At 47.7% G+C, this 21,070-nt stretch carries 17 protein-coding genes and 2 pseudogenes; all 19 read left to right on the forward strand.

Annotated elements, in window-relative coordinates:
- Positions 1–80: 80 nt before the first annotated feature.
- A pseudogene (locus tag D908_RS23175) lies at positions 81–710 on the forward strand (tetratricopeptide repeat protein); the annotation flags it as partial.
- Positions 700–2,427 (forward strand): MSHA fimbrial ATPase MshE, encoded by a 1,728-nt coding sequence (locus D908_RS16045; RefSeq protein WP_001122147.1) that lies wholly within the window; start codon positions 700–702, stop codon positions 2,425–2,427. The pseudogene D908_RS23175 and the gene D908_RS16045, both read left to right, overlap by 11 nt.
- A gap of 8 nt (positions 2,428–2,435) precedes the next feature.
- Positions 2,436–3,662 carry a type II secretion system F family protein gene (locus D908_RS16040; RefSeq protein WP_005522692.1) on the forward strand — a complete coding sequence of 409 codons (1,227 nt, stop codon included), beginning with the start codon at positions 2,436–2,438 and terminating at the stop codon, positions 3,660–3,662.
- Entirely contained in the window at positions 3,662–4,114 is a 453-nt protein-coding gene (locus D908_RS16035; RefSeq protein ID WP_005522693.1) for a hypothetical protein, read from the forward strand. Before D908_RS16040 ends, D908_RS16035 begins: the two co-directional genes overlap by 1 nt.
- 82 nt (positions 4,115–4,196) lie before the next feature.
- Positions 4,197–4,751: a prepilin-type N-terminal cleavage/methylation domain-containing protein gene (locus D908_RS16030; protein ID WP_000738706.1), complete on the forward strand. Its 555-nt coding sequence runs from the start codon at positions 4,197–4,199 to the stop codon at positions 4,749–4,751.
- Positions 4,752–4,785: 34 nt separating this feature from the next.
- Complete coding sequence (locus D908_RS16025) at positions 4,786–5,250, forward strand: type II secretion system protein (RefSeq protein ID WP_005522695.1); 465 nt, start codon at positions 4,786–4,788, stop codon at positions 5,248–5,250.
- A gap of 62 nt (positions 5,251–5,312) precedes the next feature.
- Positions 5,313–5,819: a pilus assembly FimT family protein gene (locus D908_RS16020; protein WP_005522701.1), complete on the forward strand. Its 507-nt coding sequence runs from the start codon at positions 5,313–5,315 to the stop codon at positions 5,817–5,819.
- Positions 5,809–6,375 carry a type IV pilus modification PilV family protein gene (locus D908_RS16015; RefSeq protein ID WP_005522702.1) on the forward strand — a complete coding sequence of 189 codons (567 nt, stop codon included), beginning with the start codon at positions 5,809–5,811 and terminating at the stop codon, positions 6,373–6,375. The genes D908_RS16020 and D908_RS16015 overlap by 11 nt, the downstream gene beginning before the upstream one ends.
- Positions 6,375–7,145 carry a PilW family protein gene (locus D908_RS16010; RefSeq protein ID WP_005522704.1) on the forward strand — a complete coding sequence of 257 codons (771 nt, stop codon included), beginning with the start codon at positions 6,375–6,377 and terminating at the stop codon, positions 7,143–7,145. The genes D908_RS16015 and D908_RS16010 overlap by 1 nt, the downstream gene beginning before the upstream one ends.
- Positions 7,120–7,542 (forward strand): hypothetical protein, encoded by a 423-nt coding sequence (locus D908_RS16005; protein ID WP_005522714.1) that lies wholly within the window; start codon positions 7,120–7,122, stop codon positions 7,540–7,542. Before D908_RS16010 ends, D908_RS16005 begins: the two co-directional genes overlap by 26 nt.
- Positions 7,535–11,239 (forward strand): DUF6701 domain-containing protein, encoded by a 3,705-nt coding sequence (locus D908_RS16000; RefSeq protein ID WP_032467509.1) that lies wholly within the window; start codon positions 7,535–7,537, stop codon positions 11,237–11,239. Before D908_RS16005 ends, D908_RS16000 begins: the two co-directional genes overlap by 8 nt.
- A 167-nt stretch (positions 11,240–11,406) precedes the next feature.
- The gene (locus D908_RS15995) at positions 11,407–12,450 is read left to right on the forward strand and encodes a rod shape-determining protein (RefSeq protein WP_000473772.1); all 1,044 of its coding nucleotides are present in this window, start codon (positions 11,407–11,409) and stop codon (positions 12,448–12,450) included.
- Between the two features lie 56 nt (positions 12,451–12,506).
- A complete protein-coding gene (mreC, locus tag D908_RS15990; RefSeq protein ID WP_000802447.1) occupies positions 12,507–13,397 on the forward strand; it encodes a rod shape-determining protein MreC in 891 nt (296 codons plus the stop codon).
- Positions 13,384–13,872, forward strand: coding sequence for a rod shape-determining protein MreD (mreD, locus tag D908_RS15985; protein ID WP_005522721.1), 489 nt, complete (start codon positions 13,384–13,386; stop codon positions 13,870–13,872). Before mreC ends, mreD begins: the two co-directional genes overlap by 14 nt.
- On the forward strand, positions 13,869–14,432 hold the full coding sequence (locus D908_RS15980; protein WP_005522722.1) for a Maf family protein: 564 nt from the start codon (positions 13,869–13,871) through the stop codon (positions 14,430–14,432). The genes mreD and D908_RS15980 overlap by 4 nt, the downstream gene beginning before the upstream one ends.
- Before the next feature lie 25 nt (positions 14,433–14,457).
- Positions 14,458–15,927 (forward strand): ribonuclease G, encoded by a 1,470-nt coding sequence (gene rng, locus D908_RS15975; protein WP_001271884.1) that lies wholly within the window; start codon positions 14,458–14,460, stop codon positions 15,925–15,927.
- 12 nt (positions 15,928–15,939) lie between these two features.
- Positions 15,940–19,818, forward strand: a complete 3,879-nt coding sequence (locus tag D908_RS15970) for a YhdP family protein (protein WP_005522723.1) — start codon at positions 15,940–15,942, stop codon at positions 19,816–19,818.
- A gap of 8 nt (positions 19,819–19,826) precedes the next feature.
- Entirely contained in the window at positions 19,827–20,654 is an 828-nt protein-coding gene (locus D908_RS15965) for a carbon-nitrogen hydrolase family protein (protein ID WP_005522725.1), read from the forward strand.
- A pseudogene (locus tag D908_RS15960) lies at positions 20,654–21,046 on the forward strand (PmbA/TldA family metallopeptidase); the annotation flags it as partial. The gene D908_RS15965 and the pseudogene D908_RS15960, both read left to right, overlap by 1 nt.
- Between the last annotated feature and the right edge of the window lie 24 nt (positions 21,047–21,070).

Genomic DNA, 21,070 nt, shown 5'->3' on the forward strand with positions numbered 1-21,070 from the left:
CCAAGCCTGCTGTAGCCGTTCAGTCAGAGTCTAATATAGAGCCAAGTACAACAGCGCTCGATTCTTCTGATGCTCCAGCCACTCAGCCCGTGATGATTGTTGAACAGGTGGCGTTAACACCGGATCAGCTTGCACAAAAAGCGCTGCAACGTGCGCAAAAGGCGATGGAAAGTAATGATTTTCAAATGGCCGTGAATGCGTATGGCGAAGCTTTGCGTTATACGCCGGATGATGACTCGACAAGGCAGAAGCTGGCTGCGCTTTATTACGGTAAAGGTGATGGACGTAAAGCATTTGATTTGATGCAAGCTGGAATTGAGCGCAATCCTGATAGGGAAGTGCTGCGTTTGGCATTGGCCAAGCTATTAGCCAAAGAAAAACAAGATGTTGCCGCTTTGGTTCCTTTAGTGTACCTACCACCTCAACCGTCGGTCGAATACTTGTCACTGCGTGCCGCTCTGGCGCAGAAAACCAAACAAGATGAAATGGCACTGCAAAGTTACCAGCAACTGACAGAAAAAGATCCCAACAATGGTCGTTGGTGGCTTGGATTGGCGATTCAACAAGAACGTGCCCTGCAATGGTCAGCCGCGCAGCAGGCTTATCAGCAAGCGCTTAATAAAGTTGGCTTGTCGAGCCAATCGCAAGCCTTTATTCATCAGCGTTTACAAGTGCTGACTAGCTTACAGGAGACACAAGGTGCCAATTAATAAACTGCGTAAACGCCTTGGCGACCTGTTGGTGGAAGAAGGCATTGTCAGTGAAGCACAGCTTGATCAAGCGCTGAACACCCAAAAAACGACGGGGCGTCGTTTAGGTGATACCTTGATTTCACTGGGTTTCTTGAGTGAAAACCAACTACTGAACTTTTTGGCGCAACAACTGGGTTTACCCGTTATAGATCTCAGCCGTGCCAATGTGGATATCGACGCCGTCGCTTTGTTGCCAGAAGTACACGCCCGACGCTTGCGCGCTTTGGTGATTGGTCGTAATGGCGATACCTTGCGTATCGCGATGAGTGATCCTGCGGATCTGTTTGCTCAAGAGGCTCTGTTAAACCAACTGCCTGAGTACGGTTTTGAGTTTGTTATCTCCCCTGAAAAGCAGTTAGTGGATGGATTCGACCGCTATTATCGTCGTACCAAAGAGATTGTTTCGTTTGCTGAGCAGTTGCATGCCGAGCATCAAACCAATGATACCTTTGATTTTGAAATCACCGATTCCGACAGTGATGAAGTTACGGTCGTTAAGCTCATCAACTCGTTGTTTGAAGATGCAATTCAAGTTGGAGCCTCGGACATTCACATTGAGCCAGATGCCAATGTGCTGCGTCTGCGCCAGCGTATCGATGGTGTGCTGCATGAAACTTTATTGCATGAAGTGAATATCTCTTCCGCTCTCGTCTTGCGTTTAAAGTTGATGGCAAATCTGGATATTTCGGAGAAACGCTTACCTCAAGATGGCCGTTTTAATATCCGAGTTAAAGGGCAATCGGTGGATATCCGGATGTCGACCATGCCAATTCAGCACGGCGAATCCGTAGTAATGCGTTTGCTTAACCAATCATCAGGGGTAAGAAAACTAGAGGAGTCAGGCATTCCGTCACATCTGTTGGTTCGTTTGCGTCATCAGTTAAAGCGCCCACATGGGATGATTCTGGTTACAGGGCCAACGGGGTCGGGGAAAACCACAACCTTGTATGGTGCTTTAAGTGAGCTTAATACGTCCGGTAAAAAAATCATCACCGCTGAAGATCCGGTGGAATATCGCATTTCACGGGTTAACCAAGTGCAGGTTAACCCGAAAATTAACCTCGATTTCTCCACCTTGCTACGTACTTTCTTGCGTCAAGACCCCGATATTATTTTGGTCGGTGAGATGCGTGACCAAGAAACGGTAGAAATCGGCTTGCGCGCCGCATTAACTGGGCATTTAGTGTTAAGTACTCTGCATACCAATGATGCGGTAGATAGCGCTTTGCGCCTGATTGATATGGGGGCGCCGGGTTATTTGGTTGCCAGTGCGGTTCGTGCCGTTGTGGCGCAGCGCTTGGTGCGTAAAGTGTGTCCAGACTGTAGTGGACATGATGAAGTGGATGATGCTCGTCAACAGTGGCTTACCACGCGATTCCCCAATCAAGTGTTGGCGACTTTTTCACGTGGTCGTGGCTGTCAAAACTGTAACTTAACCGGGTATCGTGGCCGAATCGGTGTGTTTGAAATGCTCGAACTGGATCAGCCTATGATGGATTGTTTACGAGCTAATGATGCAGTGGCGTTTTCTAAAGCCGCGCGCAGTAACCCAAATTACAAACCACTGCTTGCGTCTGCGATGGAGCTGGCGCTGCAAGGTATTGTCAGTTTGGATGAAGTCATGTCGCTGGGTGAAGGTGACTCCTCCGGTTTCGTTGAGCCGATTTATCTGTAGGAGTCAGCATGGCGACTTTTTATTATCAAGGGCGTAATGCCGATGGCAGTAAAGCCAATGGATTAGTTGAAGCGGCGACCGAAGAGTTAGCAGCCGAAATGCTGCTTGGTAAAGGCATAGTGCCAACTTCAATTACGCAAGGCGGTGCATCGAAAAGCCCGTTTGATATAGATTGGAAAGCTTGGTTTACTCCAGCAGTACCGCTTGAGGTACTGGTGATTTTCTGTCGGCAAATGTATAGCTTGACCAAAGCGGGTGTGCCTTTGCTGCGTTCTATGCGCGGCTTAACGCAAAATTGCCACAATAAACAGCTCAAAGAAGCGCTGGAATCGGTTTGTAATGAATTGACTAACGGCCGCAGTCTGTCGGCTTCCATGCAGTTGCATCCGGGAATATTCAGCCCATTATTTGTTTCCATGATCCAAGTCGGTGAGAATACCGGTCGTTTAGATCAGGCTTTGCTGCAACTGGCTAATTATTACGAGCAAGAAGTCGAAACGCGTAAGCGGATCAAAACCGCGATGCGCTATCCAACTTTCGTCATTATCTTTGTTGTGACGGCGATGTTTATCCTCAACGTCAAAGTAATTCCCCAATTTACCAGCATGTTCAGTCGCTTTGGGGTGGATTTACCGCTACCTACGCGTATTTTGATCACGACATCCGATTTTTTTGTGAACTATTGGGGCTTGTTACTCGGAATTATTGTCGGTGCCTTGTTCGCATTTCGAGCGTGGTTAAATACCAGTAATGGGCGGATCAAATGGGATCATCTGCGACTGCGCATGCCAATAGTCGGTGGTATTGTGAATCGTGCTCAATTGTCGCGTTTTTCGCGCACTTTCTCTCTGATGCTCTCGGCGGGGGTTCCGCTTAACCAATCTTTGGCGCTTTCTGCGGAAGCCATCGATAACAAATTTCTTGAGCAACGCATTCTGGAGATGAAAAGCCAGATTGAAGCGGGGGTTTCTGTTTCTGTCACCGCGGTTAATGTGAAAATTTTCACCCCTCTGGTAATTCAAATGATCACTGTGGGGGAAGAGACAGGGCGAATTGACGAGCTGTTGCTTGAGGTTTCAGACTTTTATGATCGCGAAGTGGATTACGATTTAAAAACTCTTACGGCACGGATTGAACCTATCTTGCTGGTGTTTGTGGCAGCAATGGTGTTGGTGCTGGCGTTGGGTATTTTCCTACCGATGTGGGGCATGATGGATGCGATCAAAGGACGATAATGGCTAACTGGTTAGGACGGTCACGTTTGATGCTGTGGGCGCTGTTAGTCCTCACTCTACTCTCCGCTCTATTTTCTATGTGGAATGGCATGTCGCGAAATACGTTGAAAACCGCGTTCGAAGTGGCCACTCTGAGCATGACTGAACGTGCTAATCTTTATAAACAACAATGGTTTTTACAAGGTCAGCCACCAAGTGTTCATATTGAAGGTAAAACGATAGCTCTATCACCATCGGGTTGGGTATTTCCCAAGCGTGATCAAGGCGTTGACTGCGAAAAGTTGTTAACTTTGCTCTATCCTGATTTAAAGGTGTTGGATTTGTTACCAACTATAGATGGTGAAAATTCAACAAATGGCTACCAATGCCGATATCAATATGGACAAAAGGCCGCGATATGGGTTGAGTTAAAAGGTCGTCATTTTGCGGTCAGTATCAACTTTTTGTTGTAAGGTTTTTCTGACATCATTGAACCTTATTGTGCTGAAAAGCGCGTATAATGTATGGCGTACGTTAGGTAAGTGAGTTAAAAATATGAAGAAAATGCAGCAAGGCTTTTCATTAGTGGAACTGGTGATCGTTATCGTGGTGGTCGGGTTACTGGCTGTTGCGGCTTTGCCCCGTTTTCTCGATGTGACCGATGAGGCGAAAAAAGCCAGTATTGAAGGGGTGGCGGGTGGTTTTGCCACGGGAGTGCTTTCTGCTAGAGCACAATGGGAAGCTCAAGCGAGACCGACCCTGACTGCCAATAAGTACCCATCAGTTAATTATGATGGCGTCGATTTTTGGTTAACGACATCAGATAACAGCGGTTATCGAGATGGTTATCCACTTGGACTGAATACGGATGACACGACGTATCCAGCGAATATTTCGGACCAAGCTTGTATTGATTTGATGGAGAATTTGCTGCAAAACCCACCGCAAGTCGGCACCGTGGCACAAGCAGCGGCAAGTTCAGATTATAAATATTCGGCCAGTGCCAATACTGGAGCTGCCACTTGCACCTATGTGCAAAATGAAAAAGGCAGCCAACATGAGTTCGTTTACGAAGTCAAAACTGGTCGCGTGACCGTTTCCTTGCAGTAATTCTGCGTATTCACATTAGAGAGAGATAGTAATAATGAAAAGACAAGGCGGTTTCACCCTGATTGAACTGGTAGTGGTGATTGTAATTTTGGGTATTTTGGCCGTAACAGCAGCGCCACGTTTCTTGAATTTGCAAAATGATGCGCGTGAAGCTTCTTTGCAAGGTCTTAAAGGTGCAATTGATGGTGCGGCGGGGATTGTGTATGGAAGAGCTGCAATTAGCGGTATAGAAACAGCCGCCACGGGTAACGTAGATAATATTGACGTTGTGTTTGGGTACCCAGCTGCAACCGCAGATGGTATTGGTGAGGCTGTTGTGGGCTTAAGTACAGACTGGTCGCAAGTTTCGCCAGCGATTGGTACTAATAGCATTCAATATACATTCCAAGGACAAACTACCACAGGGTGGACTGCAGCAACAGGTTGCTATGTTAATTATCAACAAGCTGCTAACTCTGGTGCGGCACCTACAACTACTATTGTTGTTACTGGTTGTTAATTTAAAAAAGGCCAGCTTGTCTGGCCTTTTTTGTTTAACCGTTTGAGTTATAGTCACTAGCCATGCGGCAAAGCAGTATTGGATCACGTCAGGGTAAAGCACAAGGTTTTACCCTCATTGAACTGGTAGTGGTGATTATCCTACTAGGGATTCTTTCTGCGTATGCCGCAAGCCGTTTTCTTGGACCTTCCTCTTTTGCCGTGTTGGCGACACAAAGTGAAGTGTTAGCCTCTCTGCGCTTAACTCAAAGTCGTGCAATGCAGCGCACGGGGTATTGTAATCGCTGGCTTTTGACCAGCAACGCCGCCATTCAGGTTTCTCCGCAAGCGATGCAGGGTAACTGCTCGACTGCTTTTCCAAGCAATACCACCGATTCTTCCATGGTCGATGCCGCAGCCAATGGAGTAAGCCTTTCTTTAACGGGGGCGAGTTCCTTTCTCGATTTCGATAATTGGGGGCGCGCGACTCAGTGCCGCAGCTCAGGTTGTGTGGTGAGGATTAACAGCACCTCGAGTAGTGAAATTCGCCAAGTCTGCGTCAATACTGAGGGCTACATTTATGCCTGCTAAATCAGGCCGTGTACCACGCGGTTTTACTTTAGTTGAAATGGTGATTGTGATTGTGGTGCTGGGAATTGCCTTGGTTGGCGTATCAACGGCGCTTTATCCACGCTCACAGCAAACCGCGGAACAAGTCTTATCCGTGAAGGCCGCAGAGCTAGGGCGTGCAGTGTTAGATGAAATATTAGGACGCAACTTTGATCAGCAATCTGGCCCTAACGGTGGTTTGCCGGAGTGCGTAATAACGTCAACTTCAGGTCGGGTATTGTGTACTGCTCCCTCGGCTTTGGGGCGAGATGGAGAAAGCAGCAACACCGAATATAACGATGTAGATGACTACATCACTGCAAATCCAGTTTCAGTAATAGATGTGCTGGGGAATGATATCTCCAGCGACTACCAGCGTTTTTCAGTGGCGATTCAAGTGTTTTATGAGGCTGATAACAACGGGCAGTTTTCAGCCTCTCCCTCATCGGTGCCAACCCACTACAAACGGATTGCGATTGTAATTTATGATCCGCAAGGCAATCCTTACCCGTTTGCAGCGATTAAGGGGAACTACTGATGAGTCGTGGTTTTACCCTGATTGAAATGGTGATCAGCATTATTCTGCTCAGCATTGTTGGCTTGTTTCTGGGCAATGTGATTGGGCAGGCGATGGGGATCTATGCGGACACTTCGGCTCGTGAAGCATTGATCCAACAAGGTCGTTTTGTTACCGAACGTATGAGCCGGGAGCTACGCGAGGCGGTACCTAATAGTATGCTCGTAGCTAATGGATGTATTGAATTTTTACCGATTATAAACAGCGGCATTTACCAATCTCTACCGACTAACACTGCGAATACGTTGCGCCTACTCCCGGTGAGTAAATCTATTCAAGCGGGTGAACGCTTGGTCGTTTATCCCAATGATCCACTTGCTTTACGAGCTGCGCTATTACCAGCGGCAGGGCAAGTGGCTGAGGTGGTCAGTAATGTTGATTTTACTCCACCACTGAACGAAACCATGGTCAACACTCCATTGGTACAAGGCACGCAGTTCACTTTGCAGTCTCCTGCTAATCGTGCCTATTTTTATCGAACACCAGTAGCATATTGCTATGTGGGTAACAGCATTTACCGTTACGCGGACTATAGTTTGCACAGAGCGGTTCTATCGCCCGCTTATTTAGGGAATGGAGTCTTGATGGCTCAACAGCTCAGCGAGGCGAATTTTAGTGTTGTCGCCCCCGAATTGCAGCGTAATGGTTTAGTGAAAATTGAGCTGACATTTTCTGATAAAGGTGAGCAAGTAAGGTTTGATCATGATGCCTTGGTCTACAACACACCGTAAGCAGCAGGGCAATGCCTTGATTCTTGTTGTGTTCATCATAGTGGTGGTGGGCTTTGTCGCGCTGATAGCCAATCGCAACCAAGAACGTAACAGTCAGCAACTGGTGTCTATGGTGCTAGGTACTCGAGCTGAAATGGCAGCACGCTCAGCGCTTAATATTGAGCTGAGTCGTTTTTATCAAAGCAATAAGAGTGCAGGCAGTTGCTACACGACATCTCCTCAATCTATGGATTTTGCAGGGGAGGGATTAGCACAATGTGAGGCAACTGTATCATGTCTGTCTCTCGGTGCATTGGATAATGGACAAGAGGTGTATCAGCTCAGTGCGATAGGTCGATGTCAGGTAGGGGATTGGACCTTACAACGCATCATTGAAGTAGGAGTAAAAGGTGAATAAGTGGTTAAGCAGAGCAGTTATTGGTTTTTTTGCAGTACTGTCTGCTAATGCTTTGGCATTTCAGGATATTGATAACTCAATTTATTTTCCGGCTGTTGCTCAAGGGCACGGCAGCTGTAGTGGTGCACCGAATCCGCAGTTTATCCAATATAATTATGCAAAAATCACAGGCACAAATAATTCGGTTGTCGATTTTTGTTCAGCTAATGCAACGAATGAAAGGCCTAATGCACGTTGTGATAATAATATTTGTCAAACCTCTGGAAATACTATCCAGTCACTAAGTCTTTCAGGAAGTAATGCATTTAAAACTTCTAGTGTTAGTGGGAATGAAATAGGTTGGTGTAATAGTGGGCAAAATATTCTCATATCAAAAACAAATATAGGAACAATACAACTTTATGACTCATGCACACTAAGCTTTTCTGGACAGGCCGAATATAAAATTAAATCTCTTGATATGGGGAAAAGCGCAAAGTTAGTGCTTTCCTCCGGTGATTACTGGATTGAGTCGCTGCAATTTAATGCCGATAGTGAAGTGGTTGTTAATGGTGATGTTCGCCTATTTATTCAAAACAATTCAGATTGGAATAGTGCAAAGATAAATGTTTCCGGCTCTGGAAATATAACAATTATTGGTTACAACAACATTACGCTAAACCAACTCACCCAAGCTAATGCTTACGTTTATGCAGGTGGTTCTTTGACGCTCAATAACACATCGGTGATCAATGGGCGTACTACAAGCCGTAGATTGCAGATGGAAGGTAACACTCAAATCAATCAAAACCAGCAACAAGGTTTAACCTGTTTTGAGGACGATTTTAATCGCACTTCTCTTGGACAAAACTGGGTACCGTTTACCAGTACAGGAAGTTTTATTCCAAGCATTGTGAGTAGCCGAATGCGCTTAACTGAGGCGCTGAACAATGAAGCGACGGCAGCAACGTATCAGAGAATATTCCCTGCTGCAGGTAACGTGGTGACGGTAGAATTTGATTACTACGCATGGGCGAATTTGAGTGGGGTTGGTGCTGACGGTGTTGCCGTAATCTTCTCGGATGCGACAATTACCCCTAAAACGGGGGGCTTTGGTGGCTCTTTGGGTTATGCACCGCGTACAGATTCTACTCCAATAAAACCGGGCTTTGCTGGTGGTTGGCTAGGCATTGGTTTAGATGAGTATGGAAACTTTTCAAACCCAACGGAAGGGCGTACTGGTGGTCCTGGTTTTCGTGCCCAAGCGGTAGCATTACGAGGTTCTGAGTCGGCCAGTTATCGTTATTTAACAGGTACTGGTGCCAATCTTTCTCCGAAGTTGGATGTTCGTAATACCAGCACTGCGGGGCCCGGTCATCGCTACAAATTAACGATAGATTCTCGTTCCTCTGGCGCAGTTTGGGTACGGGTTGATCGTACTTACAATGGCACCCAACAAACGCTAATTGACTGGTATAACGTACTGAATGCTTCAGGGCAGAGTGCTGCACCCGAAGATCTGCTGCTGTCTTTAGCCGGTTCTACGGGGTCATCAGTCAATAACCATGAAATCGACAACTTCAGAGTGTGTGCTCTGAAATCGCGCCCTGTTGAACCTCAGGTCGATCATTTCCGTTTTACTCTTCCCCAGCAAGGACTGACCTGCAGCGCTTCGGATGTAACGATTCAAGCTTGTGCAAATGAGAGTTGTAGCCAGCTTTATACCAATCCTGTGACTGCAACCCTCTCACCGGACTCTACCCCTAGTGCCACAGGCGGATGGGTTGGCGGCTCACATGTTACCTTTACCAATGGTATAGCCACAACTCAGTTACGCCGGAACACGGCAGGCAATGTCACTGTGAATGTGATTGGCTCAACGCCGTCGAGCAAACCATACCAAGTTAACCTTTGTAGTTATACGAGTTCACCCGGCAATTATTCTACCGCTAACTGCACCGTGAATTTCGCTGATAGTGGCTTCATCGTGGATGTGCCTCATGCCTATGCTAATCAAACCGTGACGGGGTCGATTAAAGCAGTACGCAAAGATAACGCCTCACAGCAGTGTTTACCAAGTTTTCAGAATGTGCAGAAGTCAGTCTCTTTCTGGAGTGATTATTTAACACCAAACAGCAGTGATGCAGGGTTTTCTGCTTATACGGTTTCTGTGAATGGAACGGGTATTGGCCAAGCTGCCAACGTTGCAACGCCTCTCAATCTAAGCTTTAACCAAAATGGTGAGGCGAATTTCACGGTAGCGTATCGCGATGCAGGCAACCTTGCCTTGAATGCAAGATTTACAGGTAGCGGCAATGAGCAGGATTTGCGGTTAGAAGGGCAAGGCACTTTTATTCGTGTGCCGAGAGCCCTAGTGTTGAGTGCTAAAAACTTTTACAGCAGTAATGGTAAATGTCCTGCGGCTGATCTGAGTTGTGCGGTATTTGCCAGAGCGGATGAAGCTTTTGAGCTGAATATACGTGCAGTGGCTGCTGAACCGAATGAAGATAATGACTTCACCAACAACTTAACGGCCTACAACTATCAGCAACAAAATATCACTCTGCAACATTCATTAGTTCAACCGGCGACTGGTGTTGCGGGCGAGCTCGATGCTGAGAGTTATCACCACGAGTTAGGAGCTACAACAACCGTTAGGCAAAAAGTTAGCGAAGTTGGTGTGTTTGATTTCTCGCTTGTCGCCCCAAGCAGTTATCTCGGGCTTAATTTGGCCGCCGCTAATTTGCCTATTGCCGTTGTATCTACAGGTTCCGTTGGTCGCTTTATTCCTGCTTACTTTGCGGTATCGCCGATGACAGTGACCTTAGATGCGGCATGTAAAACCAATAACGCGTTTACCTATCTTGGACAACCATTTAGCTACACCAATAGCCCCGGTTTGTATTTGCGCCCTAAATCAGCCAATGATGCGGATACGAAAAACTATCTGATTGAACCGTGGTGGCGCTACACCAATCAATGGGATGGCCGTACTTACAGCGATACGGTTAATGGAGTGAGCCTTGATTATACGAATACATTGGCTTTCCCCGTAAGTAGACAGGCCACTTCAAATAGCGGGATCGTACTGAGCGGGGAAAGTGTGTGGTATGAAAAACCGCTGCAACCTAAAGCGGTGTTTAATTCAGAGTTTGATCTTACGCTGAATGCATCCAACCTGATGGATCAAGATAATGTTTGCTATCGGCAAAACGCGACATCTGATTGTCAGGGATTTACCTTTACGCAAATTGATCGAACTATGCCACTGTATTGGGGAAAACTGGTGATCCAAGATGTGTATGGGCCGGAGACTCAACCCCTTGAACAGCCGATTTATGTTGAGCATTACACCAGTAATGGCTTTGTACGCACCACAGATGACAGCTGTACCTCATTGTCTTCTATCAACAACTTTGCGTTGCAATCGACGGATTACGATGTGACGACCACGGGTGTTCCAGTTCCACCCCAAGTGTTGGCGGGTTTGACGTCAAGCAATCTCAGTCAAGGTAAGAGCGCAATCCGTTTTAGTGCTCCGGGAGCTGGAGTAACAGGGTACATTGATAGCATTCTTAATCTGAATACTCATGATCTGATGTGGCTTGCCGAAGACAAAGATGGTGACGGCAGCTTTGATCAAACCACTCAAGGTCGAGCGCAATTTGGTTTGTATCGCGGCAGTGATCGAGTGATCTGGTGGCGCGAATCCAATTAAGTGCTGAGCACGTGATGGATCAAGATTTCTCTCATTCCGTTAGAGAACTGTTAGAAATTGCGTGTTTCAGTCCATGTTTATGGATCAACGCCTTGCTGTGATGGCAAGGCATTGGTACATTTAGTGCAATTTTCATCTTCTCAATTCTTGCAGGACGAACGAAGAGTATGTTCAAAAAACTTCGTGGCATGTTTTCTAACGACCTATCGATCGATTTAGGTACCGCCAACACACTTATTTATGTCAAAGGACAGGGTATTGTTCTTGATGAACCTTCTGTTGTTGCTATTCGTCAGGACAAAGGCCGTGGCGGTAAAACCGTTGCAGCAGTTGGTCATGCCGCAAAGCAGATGCTCGGTAGAACTCCTGGCAACATTTCTGCGATTCGCCCAATGAAAGATGGCGTAATTGCTGACTTTTACGTGACGGAAAAAATGCTGCAGCATTTTATTCGCCAAGTGCATGACAACAGCGTTCTAAAACCTAGCCCACGCGTACTGGTGTGTGTGCCTTGTGGTTCAACCCAAGTTGAACGCCGTGCGATCCGTGAATCAGCACTGGGTGCGGGTGCGCGTGAAGTTTACTTGATTGATGAGCCAATGGCGGCAGCAATCGGCGCAGGTCTGCGTGTTTCTGAACCAACCGGTTCAATGGTGATTGATATCGGTGGTGGTACTACGGAAGTTGCAGTGATCTCGCTAAATGGTGTGGTTTACTCTTCTTCTGTGCGTATCGGTGGTGACCGCTTTGATGAAGCGATCATTAATTATGTTCGTCGTAACTACGGTAGCTTGATTGGTGAAGCAACGGCAGAAAAGATCAAACACGAGATCGGTTCAGCTTATCCGGGTGATGACGTACAAGAAATCGAAGTACGCGGTCGTAACCTTGCGGAAGGTGTGCCACGTAGCTTCACACTGAACTCCAATGAAATCCTTGAAGCGTTGCAAGAGCCGCTGACAGGCATCGTTTCTGCAGTGATGGTTGCACTAGAACAGTGTCCACCTGAACTGGCATCAGACATCTCTGAAAACGGTATGGTTCTGACTGGCGGTGGTGCACTGTTGAAAGATCTGGATCGTCTCCTGATGGAAGAAACCGGTATTCCAGTTGTAATCGCTGATGATCCACTGACTTGTGTGGCTCGTGGTGGTGGTAAAGCCTTAGAAATGATCGACATGCACGGTGGCGATCTGTTTAGCGAAGAATAATCCGTAGTGTCGTGCCTCATGCATGGCACTTTGCTCAGCGCTAGGATGGTTATTGGATGAAACCTATCTTTGGTCGAGGACCTTCTCTGCAGCTGCGGCTATTTTTTGCGGTAATGCTATCAGCCAGCCTTATGCTGGCTGATAGTCGTTTAGGTGCATTCTCACATGTACGCTTTCTGCTCAATAGTCTGGTTGCGCCTATTCAGTACGCAGCGGATTTACCGCGCGTACTGTTTGACGATTTTTATGACAGCATCAGCTCTCATCAGCAGTTACGAGAAAACAATCAACTGCTGAAACGGGAAGTTTTGACGCTCAAAAGTAATTTGCTGCTGCTTGAACAGTACAAAGAAGAAAACCAACGCCTACGTAAGTTGCTCGGTTCTTCCTTTTTGCGTGATGAGAAAAAGGTGGTGACCGAAGTGATGGCCGTGGATACCTCCCCTTATCGTCATCAAGTGGTGATTGATAAAGGTCGAATTGATGGTGTGTACGAAGGCCAGCCAATCATCAATGAAAAAGGCATTGTGGGACAGGTAACTTTTGTTGCTGCGCACAATAGTCGAGTGTTGCTGCTGATTGACCCCAACACGGCCATTCCAGTTCAGAATCTTCGCAACGATATTCGAGTGATTGCTTCGGGGAATGGACAGACGGATCAAATCCAACTGGAACATATTCCTACCAGTACCGATATTGAAGTGGGCGATATGCTGGTGACTTCAGGCTTAGGTGGGGTTTACCCAGAAGGCTACCCAGTGGCGATTGTGTCGCAAGTGGATAAAGATACACGCCGTGAATTTGCCTCGATCAAAGCTGATCCCGTAGTGGAGTTTGATCGCTTGCGTTATTTGCTACTTATCTGGCCAAACGAAGATCGTTTACAGAAAGTGATGCAGGCGGATCCGCAGTTGCTACTAGAGGAAGAAACCAATGATCAGCAGTGATATTAAAGGCCGCATGGTCATTTTTGCCTCATTTCTGTTGGCGTTGATTTTGCAAACCATTCCATGGCCGGGAACATTAGATCTGTTCCGTCCGCCATGGATATTGCTGGTTTGCTGCTACTGGGTATTGGCTTTACCACACAGAGTTAACGTCGGCAGCGCCTTAGTGATGGGATTGCTGTGGGATCTGCTGCTTGGCTCTACCTTGGGGATCCGCGGCATGATGATGTCGATCATGATCTATCTGGTGGCGATGAACTTCTTGGTGCTACGCAATATGGCCTTGTGGCAACAAGCGATCGTGATTGGTTTGTTGTCCATGGGTCTTGAAGTGCTGATTTTCTGTGGTGAATACCTGATCCAGAATGTGACATTTAATCCTTTATCACTCTGGAGTGGCGTAATTGCCTGTATACTTTGGCCATGGATGTTTTTATTACTGCGCCGTGTTCGACGCCATTGGCATGTGAAATGACGATCTCGAAATTAGTTCTGGCCTCTGGTTCGCCAAGACGCCGTGAACTGTTAGCGCAAATGGGCTACCAGTTTGAAGTAGTAGTACCGAATGTAGAAGAAATGCGCGGAGCGGCAGAGTCGCCCGCGCAATACGTTGTGCGACTCTCGCGCGATAAAGCGTTGGCAGGTGCTGCGATGGTTGATGCCGATGCCGTAGTGATCGGTTCGGATACCATAGTCGTGAAAGATCAAGAGGTGTTGGAAAAGCCGTGCGATTTTGCTGATGCAAAACGGATGTTGCTCAAGCTCTCCGGCAACCAACATCAAGTGATGACTGCCGTGAGTGTAACTCAAGGTGGCATTACTCACTCTGTGGTGGTGACTACAGAGGTGTGGTTTAAAACTTTGTCAGATCAAGAAATAGAAGAGTATTGGCAAAGTGGTGAGCCCTGCGATAAAGCTGGCAGTTATGGCATTCAGGGATTGGGTGGACGATTTGTTACGAGGATTGAAGGCAGCTACCACGCGGTAGTGGGGTTGCCACTCTACGAGACTGACCAGCTTCTGCACAAATTCTAATCATTTTAATCATTGAGGTGCGCTCATGAGTGCAGAGTTGCTGTTAAACGTCACGCCGAGTGAAACTCGGGTGGCGATGATTGAAGGGGGAATCCTTCAGGAAATCCATATTGAACGTGAAGCCAAACGCGGCATTGTTGGCAATATTTACAAAGGCAAAGTGAGCCGGGTTTTACCGGGCATGCAGGCTGCGTTTGTGGATATTGGACTCGACAAGGCCGCCTTTTTACATGCCTCCGATATTGTTCCGCACACAGAATGCGTTGCGGAAAGTGAAAAGCAACAATTCCAAGTCCGTGATATTTCTGAATTGGTTCGCCAAGGACAGGATATTGTCGTGCAAGTGGTCAAAGATCCTCTGGGTACGAAAGGCGCACGCTTAACGACCGATATCACCCTTCCTTCGCGCTATCTAGTGTTCATGCCGGGAGCGAGCCACGTTGGCGTATCACAACGCATCGAAAGTGAAGAAGAACGTGAGCGTTTAAAAGCGGTGGTGAATCATTACTGCGATGAGCATGGCGGTTTTATTATCCGTACTGCTGCTGAAGGCGCGAATGAGAAAGAACTTGCCCAAGATGCGGCATTTCTCAAGCGTTTATGGTCAAAAGTGATTGAACGCCGCGGCAAATACAAAAATCGCTCTATGCTGTATGGCGAATTGGGGTTGGCACAGCGTATTTTGCGTGATTTTGTCGGCACGGAACTCACTAAGATTTTGATCGATTCCCGCCAAGAGTTTGAGAACCTCAAAGAGTTTACTTCTGAGTACGTTCCTGAGCTGACCGCGAAGTTAGAGCTGTACCACGGCGATAAACCGATTTTCGATATGTACGATACGGAAAACGAGATTCAGCGCTCTCTAGAACGTAAAGTTGAGCTGAAATCGGGCGGATATCTGATCATCGATCAAACCGAAGCCATGACCACTATCGACATCAACACAGGTGCGTTTGTTGGTCGCCGCAACCTCGAAGAGACGATTTTCAACACCAATATCGAGGCTACTCAAGCCATTGCACGCCAACTGCGTTTGCGTAACCTCGGTGGGATTATCATTATCGATTTTATTGATATGGCCTCAGATGAACACCGTAAGCGAGTACTGACTTCTTTAGAAGCGGCGTTGGTGAAAGATCGGGTTAAAACCAACATCAATGGCTTTACTCAGCTCGGTTTGGTGGAGATGACCCGCAAAAGAACCCGAGAAAGTATTGAACATGTGCTCTGTTCGACCTGTCCAACGTGTGAAGGACGCGGCAGTGTGAAAACCGTTGAATCGGTATGCTTTGAGATTCTACGTGAAATCACTCGCGTCAATCGCGCATATGATGCGGACAAATTTGTTGTCTACGCTTCTCCAGCTGTGGCAGATACTTTGCAAGGAGAAGAGTCACACGCATTGGCGGAGTTGGAAGTGTTTATTGGTAAAGAGGTGCGTATTCAAGCGGAACCCCTTTATAACCAAGAACAGTTTGATGTAGTCATGATGTAGATAGGACATCGGGTGATTTCGACAGTAACCCGCCTCGGGCGGATCCTTATGTGGCTGCTGGTCAGCCTGCTGATTGTGCTGGCTTTGGCAGTCACTGGTCTGCGCATTTTGCTGCCACAGATGAACCGTTTTCAGGCGGAGATTCAGCATTGGCTAAATCAAAATTCGTCCGTACAAGTAGCCATTGCCGATGTAAAAGGTTACTGGCGTAACACCCATCCTTCTCTTTCTTTACAGGCCTTACAAGCGCATTGGCCGGACAGTAATGACATCCAGCTTAATGCTGCCAGCATAGAAATTGAATTCGATCTGCTGCAATCCCTTTGGGAGCGGCAACCTGTGATTGCCGATCTCACCATCAATGGCATGGTGTTGGATCTCAGAGCGATTGATTGGTTGGCGCTGGAGCAAAACCCTAACCCGAGACAGTCTCGACAAGGTCGAGTGGTTCAGCAGCTTGATGATTTGTTGCTACGCCAACTGGATGATTTCACGCTAAAAAATTCAGCAATTCTCTATCGAACTTTTGTTGGCGATATGCGCCAGCTTGATATCGAAAAATTGCGTTGGCAAAACAGCGGCCAGCGCCATTTCACTGAAGGTGTAGTGAGCATCGCGGGAACTAACATCAACTCCCTGTTAGTGAGCGCTAACTTTATGGACCACGGTTCGCTCCGTGATGTGTCCGGCGATTTCTATGTCAGCGCTGATAAAGTTCGGGTTTTACCTTGGCTGACTCGCTATCTGAAAGACCAGACTGGCATTCAAAAAGGCCAGTTAAGCTTTAATGCTTGGGCTACGCTTGAGCACAATCAACCGATCGATGGTTACGTCGAACTCAAACCTTCAGAGTTGGTGTGGCAAAACGGGGAACAAAACCATGAATTGCTGCTTGAATCGGGGATTGTCGAGTTAAAACCGACCAAGCAAGGTTGGCAAGTGAATGCCCACTCACTGCGTTTGCGTAGTGATGATGTACTCTGGCCGCTGTTGGATGTGGCAATGGATTGGCAGCCTAATGAATGGCGATTGAATCTCTCTCAGCTCAATATCGATAGTTTGTTGCCACTGACGAAGTTAATCCCTGAATCGCAAACACTGAATCACTGGCTAGCCACTTTGCAGCCTAAAGGCACGTTGGAAGATGTGCGTATTTCCAAAGGCCAGACGCTGGAATCGTTACGCTATTCCGCTTCATTAGTGGATGGTGGGATTGCACAGTGGTATCTGCTGCCACAGGTCAATGCACTGCAAGCGCAAATTCAAGGCTCCCTGAGCGAAGCTCGAGTCAACGCGACACTGGTTGATGATGTGTTGCCCTATGGTGATGTGTTCCAAGCTCCACTCAATATTCGTCAGGGTGAAGTGGACATCGTTTGGCAGCAAGGCCCGCAAGGTTGGTCTCTGTGGGCGGATAAAGTCACAGTAGCGACACCTGATTTACAAGCGCTCGGTGCATTTCGCCTCGATTTCCCTGATAACGCGAGCCCATTTCTCTCTTTTTACGCCGAAGCCGATCTGGTCAATGCTGGTGAAACGTGGCGTTATTTGCCTAGGCTGGCTTTGGGACAAGAGCTGACAGATTACCTCTCAACAGCCATTCAAGCTGGGCAAGTCAACACGGCCAAATTGGTTTGGTATGGCGCGTTAGATCAGTTCCCTTATCGGATGCATAACGGAGTATTTCAGGCTTGGGTAGGTTTAAAACAGGCCAAGTTTGCTTTTGATACGGCGTGGCCGCCGATCACTGATCTTCAATTGGATTTGCTGTTTGAAAACGATGCCATGTATTTGGACTCGCGTTCTGCAACCTTGATGAATGTCACTGCTGAGCGGATTACAGGACGCATCCCCGAATTGGCCGAGCTTGGGCATATTGAAATTGAAGCCGTGGCGAGTGCTAAACAAGGCAACTCGATCCGCAACTACATGATGGCGACGCCGCTGGTGGATTCTGTAGGTGCGGCGCTCACCACCATTCAAGTTAAAGGGCCTGTACGCTCAGAGTTTCAGCTCAATATTCCGTTTCACAGCGGGCAAGAACCACGCGCTTGGGGTTTTGCTGAGCTCAATAATAACTCGGTGGATATTGATACCCCGCCGATGAGCCTGAAATCTGTCTCCGGAAAAATCGAATTTGATAATGATCGGGTCAGTGCTGCTGGCTTAGATGCCCGCTTGCTCAAACAGCCTGTTTCGATTGATTTTAAAGGTGAAGACGTCAAACGAGGCTATGCGGTCAGCATTGACGTTATCGGGGATTGGGAAGTCAAACCTTTGATCCCCTTTGTGGGTGAACGTTGGTTAAGTCGAGTAAAAGGCCATGCGCCTTGGCAGGCGAGTGTCGATATTCAGCTCAATGATGTCGGCTTTACTTACCAATTGGATGGTAAAGCGGATCTGAGAGCATTAGAAAGCCGTTACCCGTTCCCGCTGAAAAAAGCGCTCAAGGTGAAAGGACAAGCGCTGTTGCAAGCATCTGGTAATCAAGAGATGGTCTCGGCTCGTCTGCAATTGCCGCAGGCCAAATACCAAGCAGAAATCGATCTGACGCCTAAAGTGCCAGTGTTAGCCGCCACTAATTTAGTATTGGGGCAAGGCAGTTTTAAAATTAGTCCGGTGGTTGGGCACCATGTACAAGTTCGCAGCCAAGCCTTTAACCTTGATGAGTGGTTGAGCATCTCCAGTGAAAAACCTGTGCCGAAAGCAGGGAAATCTAAGTTAGCCAGTCTGAATACCCCTGTGATTCCGATGCCGGAGCGCATTGAAGCCGTGGTTAAAGAACTCACATTCGGTGATTTAGAGTGGCACGACGTGGATTTGAACGCACGGCGTAAAGATTTGGGCTGGCTGCTGAGTGTTGATAGCCAAGAAATCAAAGGCCAAGCTAACTACCTTGAGCCTTATGATTTGAGTATCGCGCTGGATCGCTTACATCTTTTCTTGCCTCAATTGGAGGAGGTAGGGGAAGAGTCTTTGTTGGTTGATCTTGAGCGCCAGAAGCTGCCACTGATTTCCGATTTCGACCGTCAGTTCCATCAATGGATGCCTAACCTGACGTTGACCATCAAGGACTTCTGGTTGCAGGGGTATAAAATTGGCCAAGCGAATGTCGATTTTCAGCGTCAAGGCGATACGCTGCTGTGGAAGAGCATCGATTTCGCCAGTGGTACCAGTCAGTTGCATGTTAATGGCACTTGGACACTGACTGACAAGTTGAGCCACACGCAAATGAACTTGGATATGAAGGGTGATAACAACAGCGACCTGATGGCGCGCTTTGGGATTAACTCCGGTATTCAACGTGCACCGTTTGAGATCACCGCACGAACACAGTGGGATGGTGCTCCGTGGTCGATGCGAGTCAACACTTTGCAAGGTAAGGTTGAAACCAAACTGGGTAAAGGTGTGATTTCCGATGTTAGTGGCGCGGCAAGGCTGCTAGGCTTATTTAGCCTAGATTCGATCATTCGAAAAATGCAGCTCGATTTCAGCGATGTGTTTGATAAAGGGATGGCGTTTGATTCAATCACGGGCAGTGGTGAAATTTCGCAAGGGGTTTTCGTCACGAACAACATCAAAATGGATGCGGTGGCCGGTGATATGACGATTAAAGGTTTAGCCGATCTCAACACCCGTACTGTGGATGCAGAAGTGAATTTCGTCCCTGATATTACGTCGGGAATCCCAGTCTTGACCGCCTTTGCCGTAACGCCTCAAACGGCGCTGTATGTGTTGGCGATTACGACCGTGATTTCTCCTGTGGTGGAAGTTTTCACTCAGGTCAACTATGAAGTTAAAGGACCGCTCGATTCGCCAACGGTGAAAGAGCTTTCGCGTAGCAAAGGCGAGTTTAAGTTGCCGGAAAAGCTGCGAAAACTGGCAGAATAGGGAAGAAAATGCAACGAGTTGGACTGATCCAAATGACCTCAGGGTCAGAGGTAAGTGCCAATCTGGCTTACTTGCAAGAGCAGGTTGCACTGCTCGCTCAGCAAGGAGCACAATGGATTGTGACACCGGAAAATGCACTGCTGCTGGGCAATCGTGAACAATACCATCAGCAAGCGGAACCATTGGATAACGGGCAGGTTCAGCACGCATTGTCGAACCTCGCCAAACAACATGGTGTGTGGCTGCTCATTGGCAGTATGCCGATCCGCCATGCGAATGGCGTAAGCACCAGCAGCCTGTTGTGGAATGCACAAGGTGAGCGGGTGGCGGTTTACGATAAACTGCACATGTTCGATGTGGATGTCGCCGATGGTCACCAGCGTTATCGCGAGTCGGAAACCTTTACGCCGGGTCAACAAGTGGTAGTGGCAGAAACGCCGTTTGGTCAACTCGGCTTGTCGATTTGCTACGATGTGCGCTTCCCGCACTTATACGCAGAATTACGTCGCCAAGGCGCACAGATTTTGTTGGTTCCAGCGGCCTTTACCGCGGTGACTGGCCAAGCGCATTGGGAAGTGCTACTGCGCGCCCGAGCTATTGAAACTCAATGTTGGGTGATTGCAGTCGGCCAGACCGGGCGCCATCCTTGCGGACGCGAAACTTGGGGACATTCGATGGTGATTAGCCCGTGGGGCGAAGTGATCGCTAATTTAGGCCCAACAGTACAAAGTAAAGTGGTAGAGTTTGATCTCACCACACTCGATTCTGTGAGACGCGCGATGCCGATTGAACAGCACACGCGTTTTACCCATCAATTAATAGAGAACACACACTGATGACGATGAACCACATTGAAGCGGCACTGCTAGCGCCTGCCGGACTGAGCGAACAAGATATTGCCGATACCCTGTCCAGTATTGCGACTCGCCAGATTGATTATGCGGATATTTATTTCCAGTCCAGTTGGCATGAATCTCTGGTGCTGGAAGACAGCATCATTAAAGATGGCTCATTCAATATTGATTGTGGGGTCGGTGTTCGTGCGGTCAGTGGTGAAAAAACCGGTTTTGCTTATTCCGACCAAATTCAGTTAGAAGGCTTAAAGCAAAGTGCCATCGCGGCGCGTGGGATTGCTCAGCAAGGCCAAAATCTGACGATACAAGCTTTCAAGCGTGCGCAGCATCCACAGTTTTATGGTGCGAATAACCCTCTGGAAAGCTGGGAAAAACARAAACCGAACTGCTGAAACAGC

Origin of the sequence: Vibrio mimicus CAIM 602 (assembly GCF_000338875.1) — a bacterium.
GTDB classification, from domain to species: domain Bacteria; phylum Pseudomonadota; class Gammaproteobacteria; order Enterobacterales; family Vibrionaceae; genus Vibrio; species Vibrio mimicus.

Excerpts from the sequence above, each read along its gene's own strand:
- D908_RS16040 (WP_005522692.1), top strand. The coding sequence starts at position 2,436 with ATGGCGACTTTTTATTATCAAGGGCGTAATGCCGATGGCAGTAAAGCC.
- D908_RS16035 (WP_005522693.1), top strand. The coding sequence starts at position 3,662 with ATGGCTAACTGGTTAGGACGGTCACGTTTGATGCTGTGGGCGCTGTTA.
- D908_RS16030 (WP_000738706.1), top strand. The coding sequence starts at position 4,197 with ATGAAGAAAATGCAGCAAGGCTTTTCATTAGTGGAACTGGTGATCGTT.
- D908_RS16025 (WP_005522695.1), top strand. The coding sequence starts at position 4,786 with ATGAAAAGACAAGGCGGTTTCACCCTGATTGAACTGGTAGTGGTGATT.
- D908_RS16020 (WP_005522701.1), top strand. The coding sequence starts at position 5,313 with ATGCGGCAAAGCAGTATTGGATCACGTCAGGGTAAAGCACAAGGTTTT.
- D908_RS16015 (WP_005522702.1), top strand. The coding sequence starts at position 5,809 with ATGCCTGCTAAATCAGGCCGTGTACCACGCGGTTTTACTTTAGTTGAA.
- D908_RS16010 (WP_005522704.1), top strand. The coding sequence starts at position 6,375 with ATGAGTCGTGGTTTTACCCTGATTGAAATGGTGATCAGCATTATTCTG.
- D908_RS16005 (WP_005522714.1), top strand. The coding sequence starts at position 7,120 with ATGCCTTGGTCTACAACACACCGTAAGCAGCAGGGCAATGCCTTGATT.
- D908_RS15995 (WP_000473772.1), top strand. The coding sequence starts at position 11,407 with ATGTTCAAAAAACTTCGTGGCATGTTTTCTAACGACCTATCGATCGAT.
- mreC (WP_000802447.1), top strand. The coding sequence starts at position 12,507 with ATGAAACCTATCTTTGGTCGAGGACCTTCTCTGCAGCTGCGGCTATTT.
- mreD (WP_005522721.1), top strand. The coding sequence starts at position 13,384 with ATGATCAGCAGTGATATTAAAGGCCGCATGGTCATTTTTGCCTCATTT.
- D908_RS15980 (WP_005522722.1), top strand. The coding sequence starts at position 13,869 with ATGACGATCTCGAAATTAGTTCTGGCCTCTGGTTCGCCAAGACGCCGT.
- rng (WP_001271884.1), top strand. The coding sequence starts at position 14,458 with ATGAGTGCAGAGTTGCTGTTAAACGTCACGCCGAGTGAAACTCGGGTG.
- D908_RS15965 (WP_005522725.1), top strand. The coding sequence starts at position 19,827 with ATGCAACGAGTTGGACTGATCCAAATGACCTCAGGGTCAGAGGTAAGT.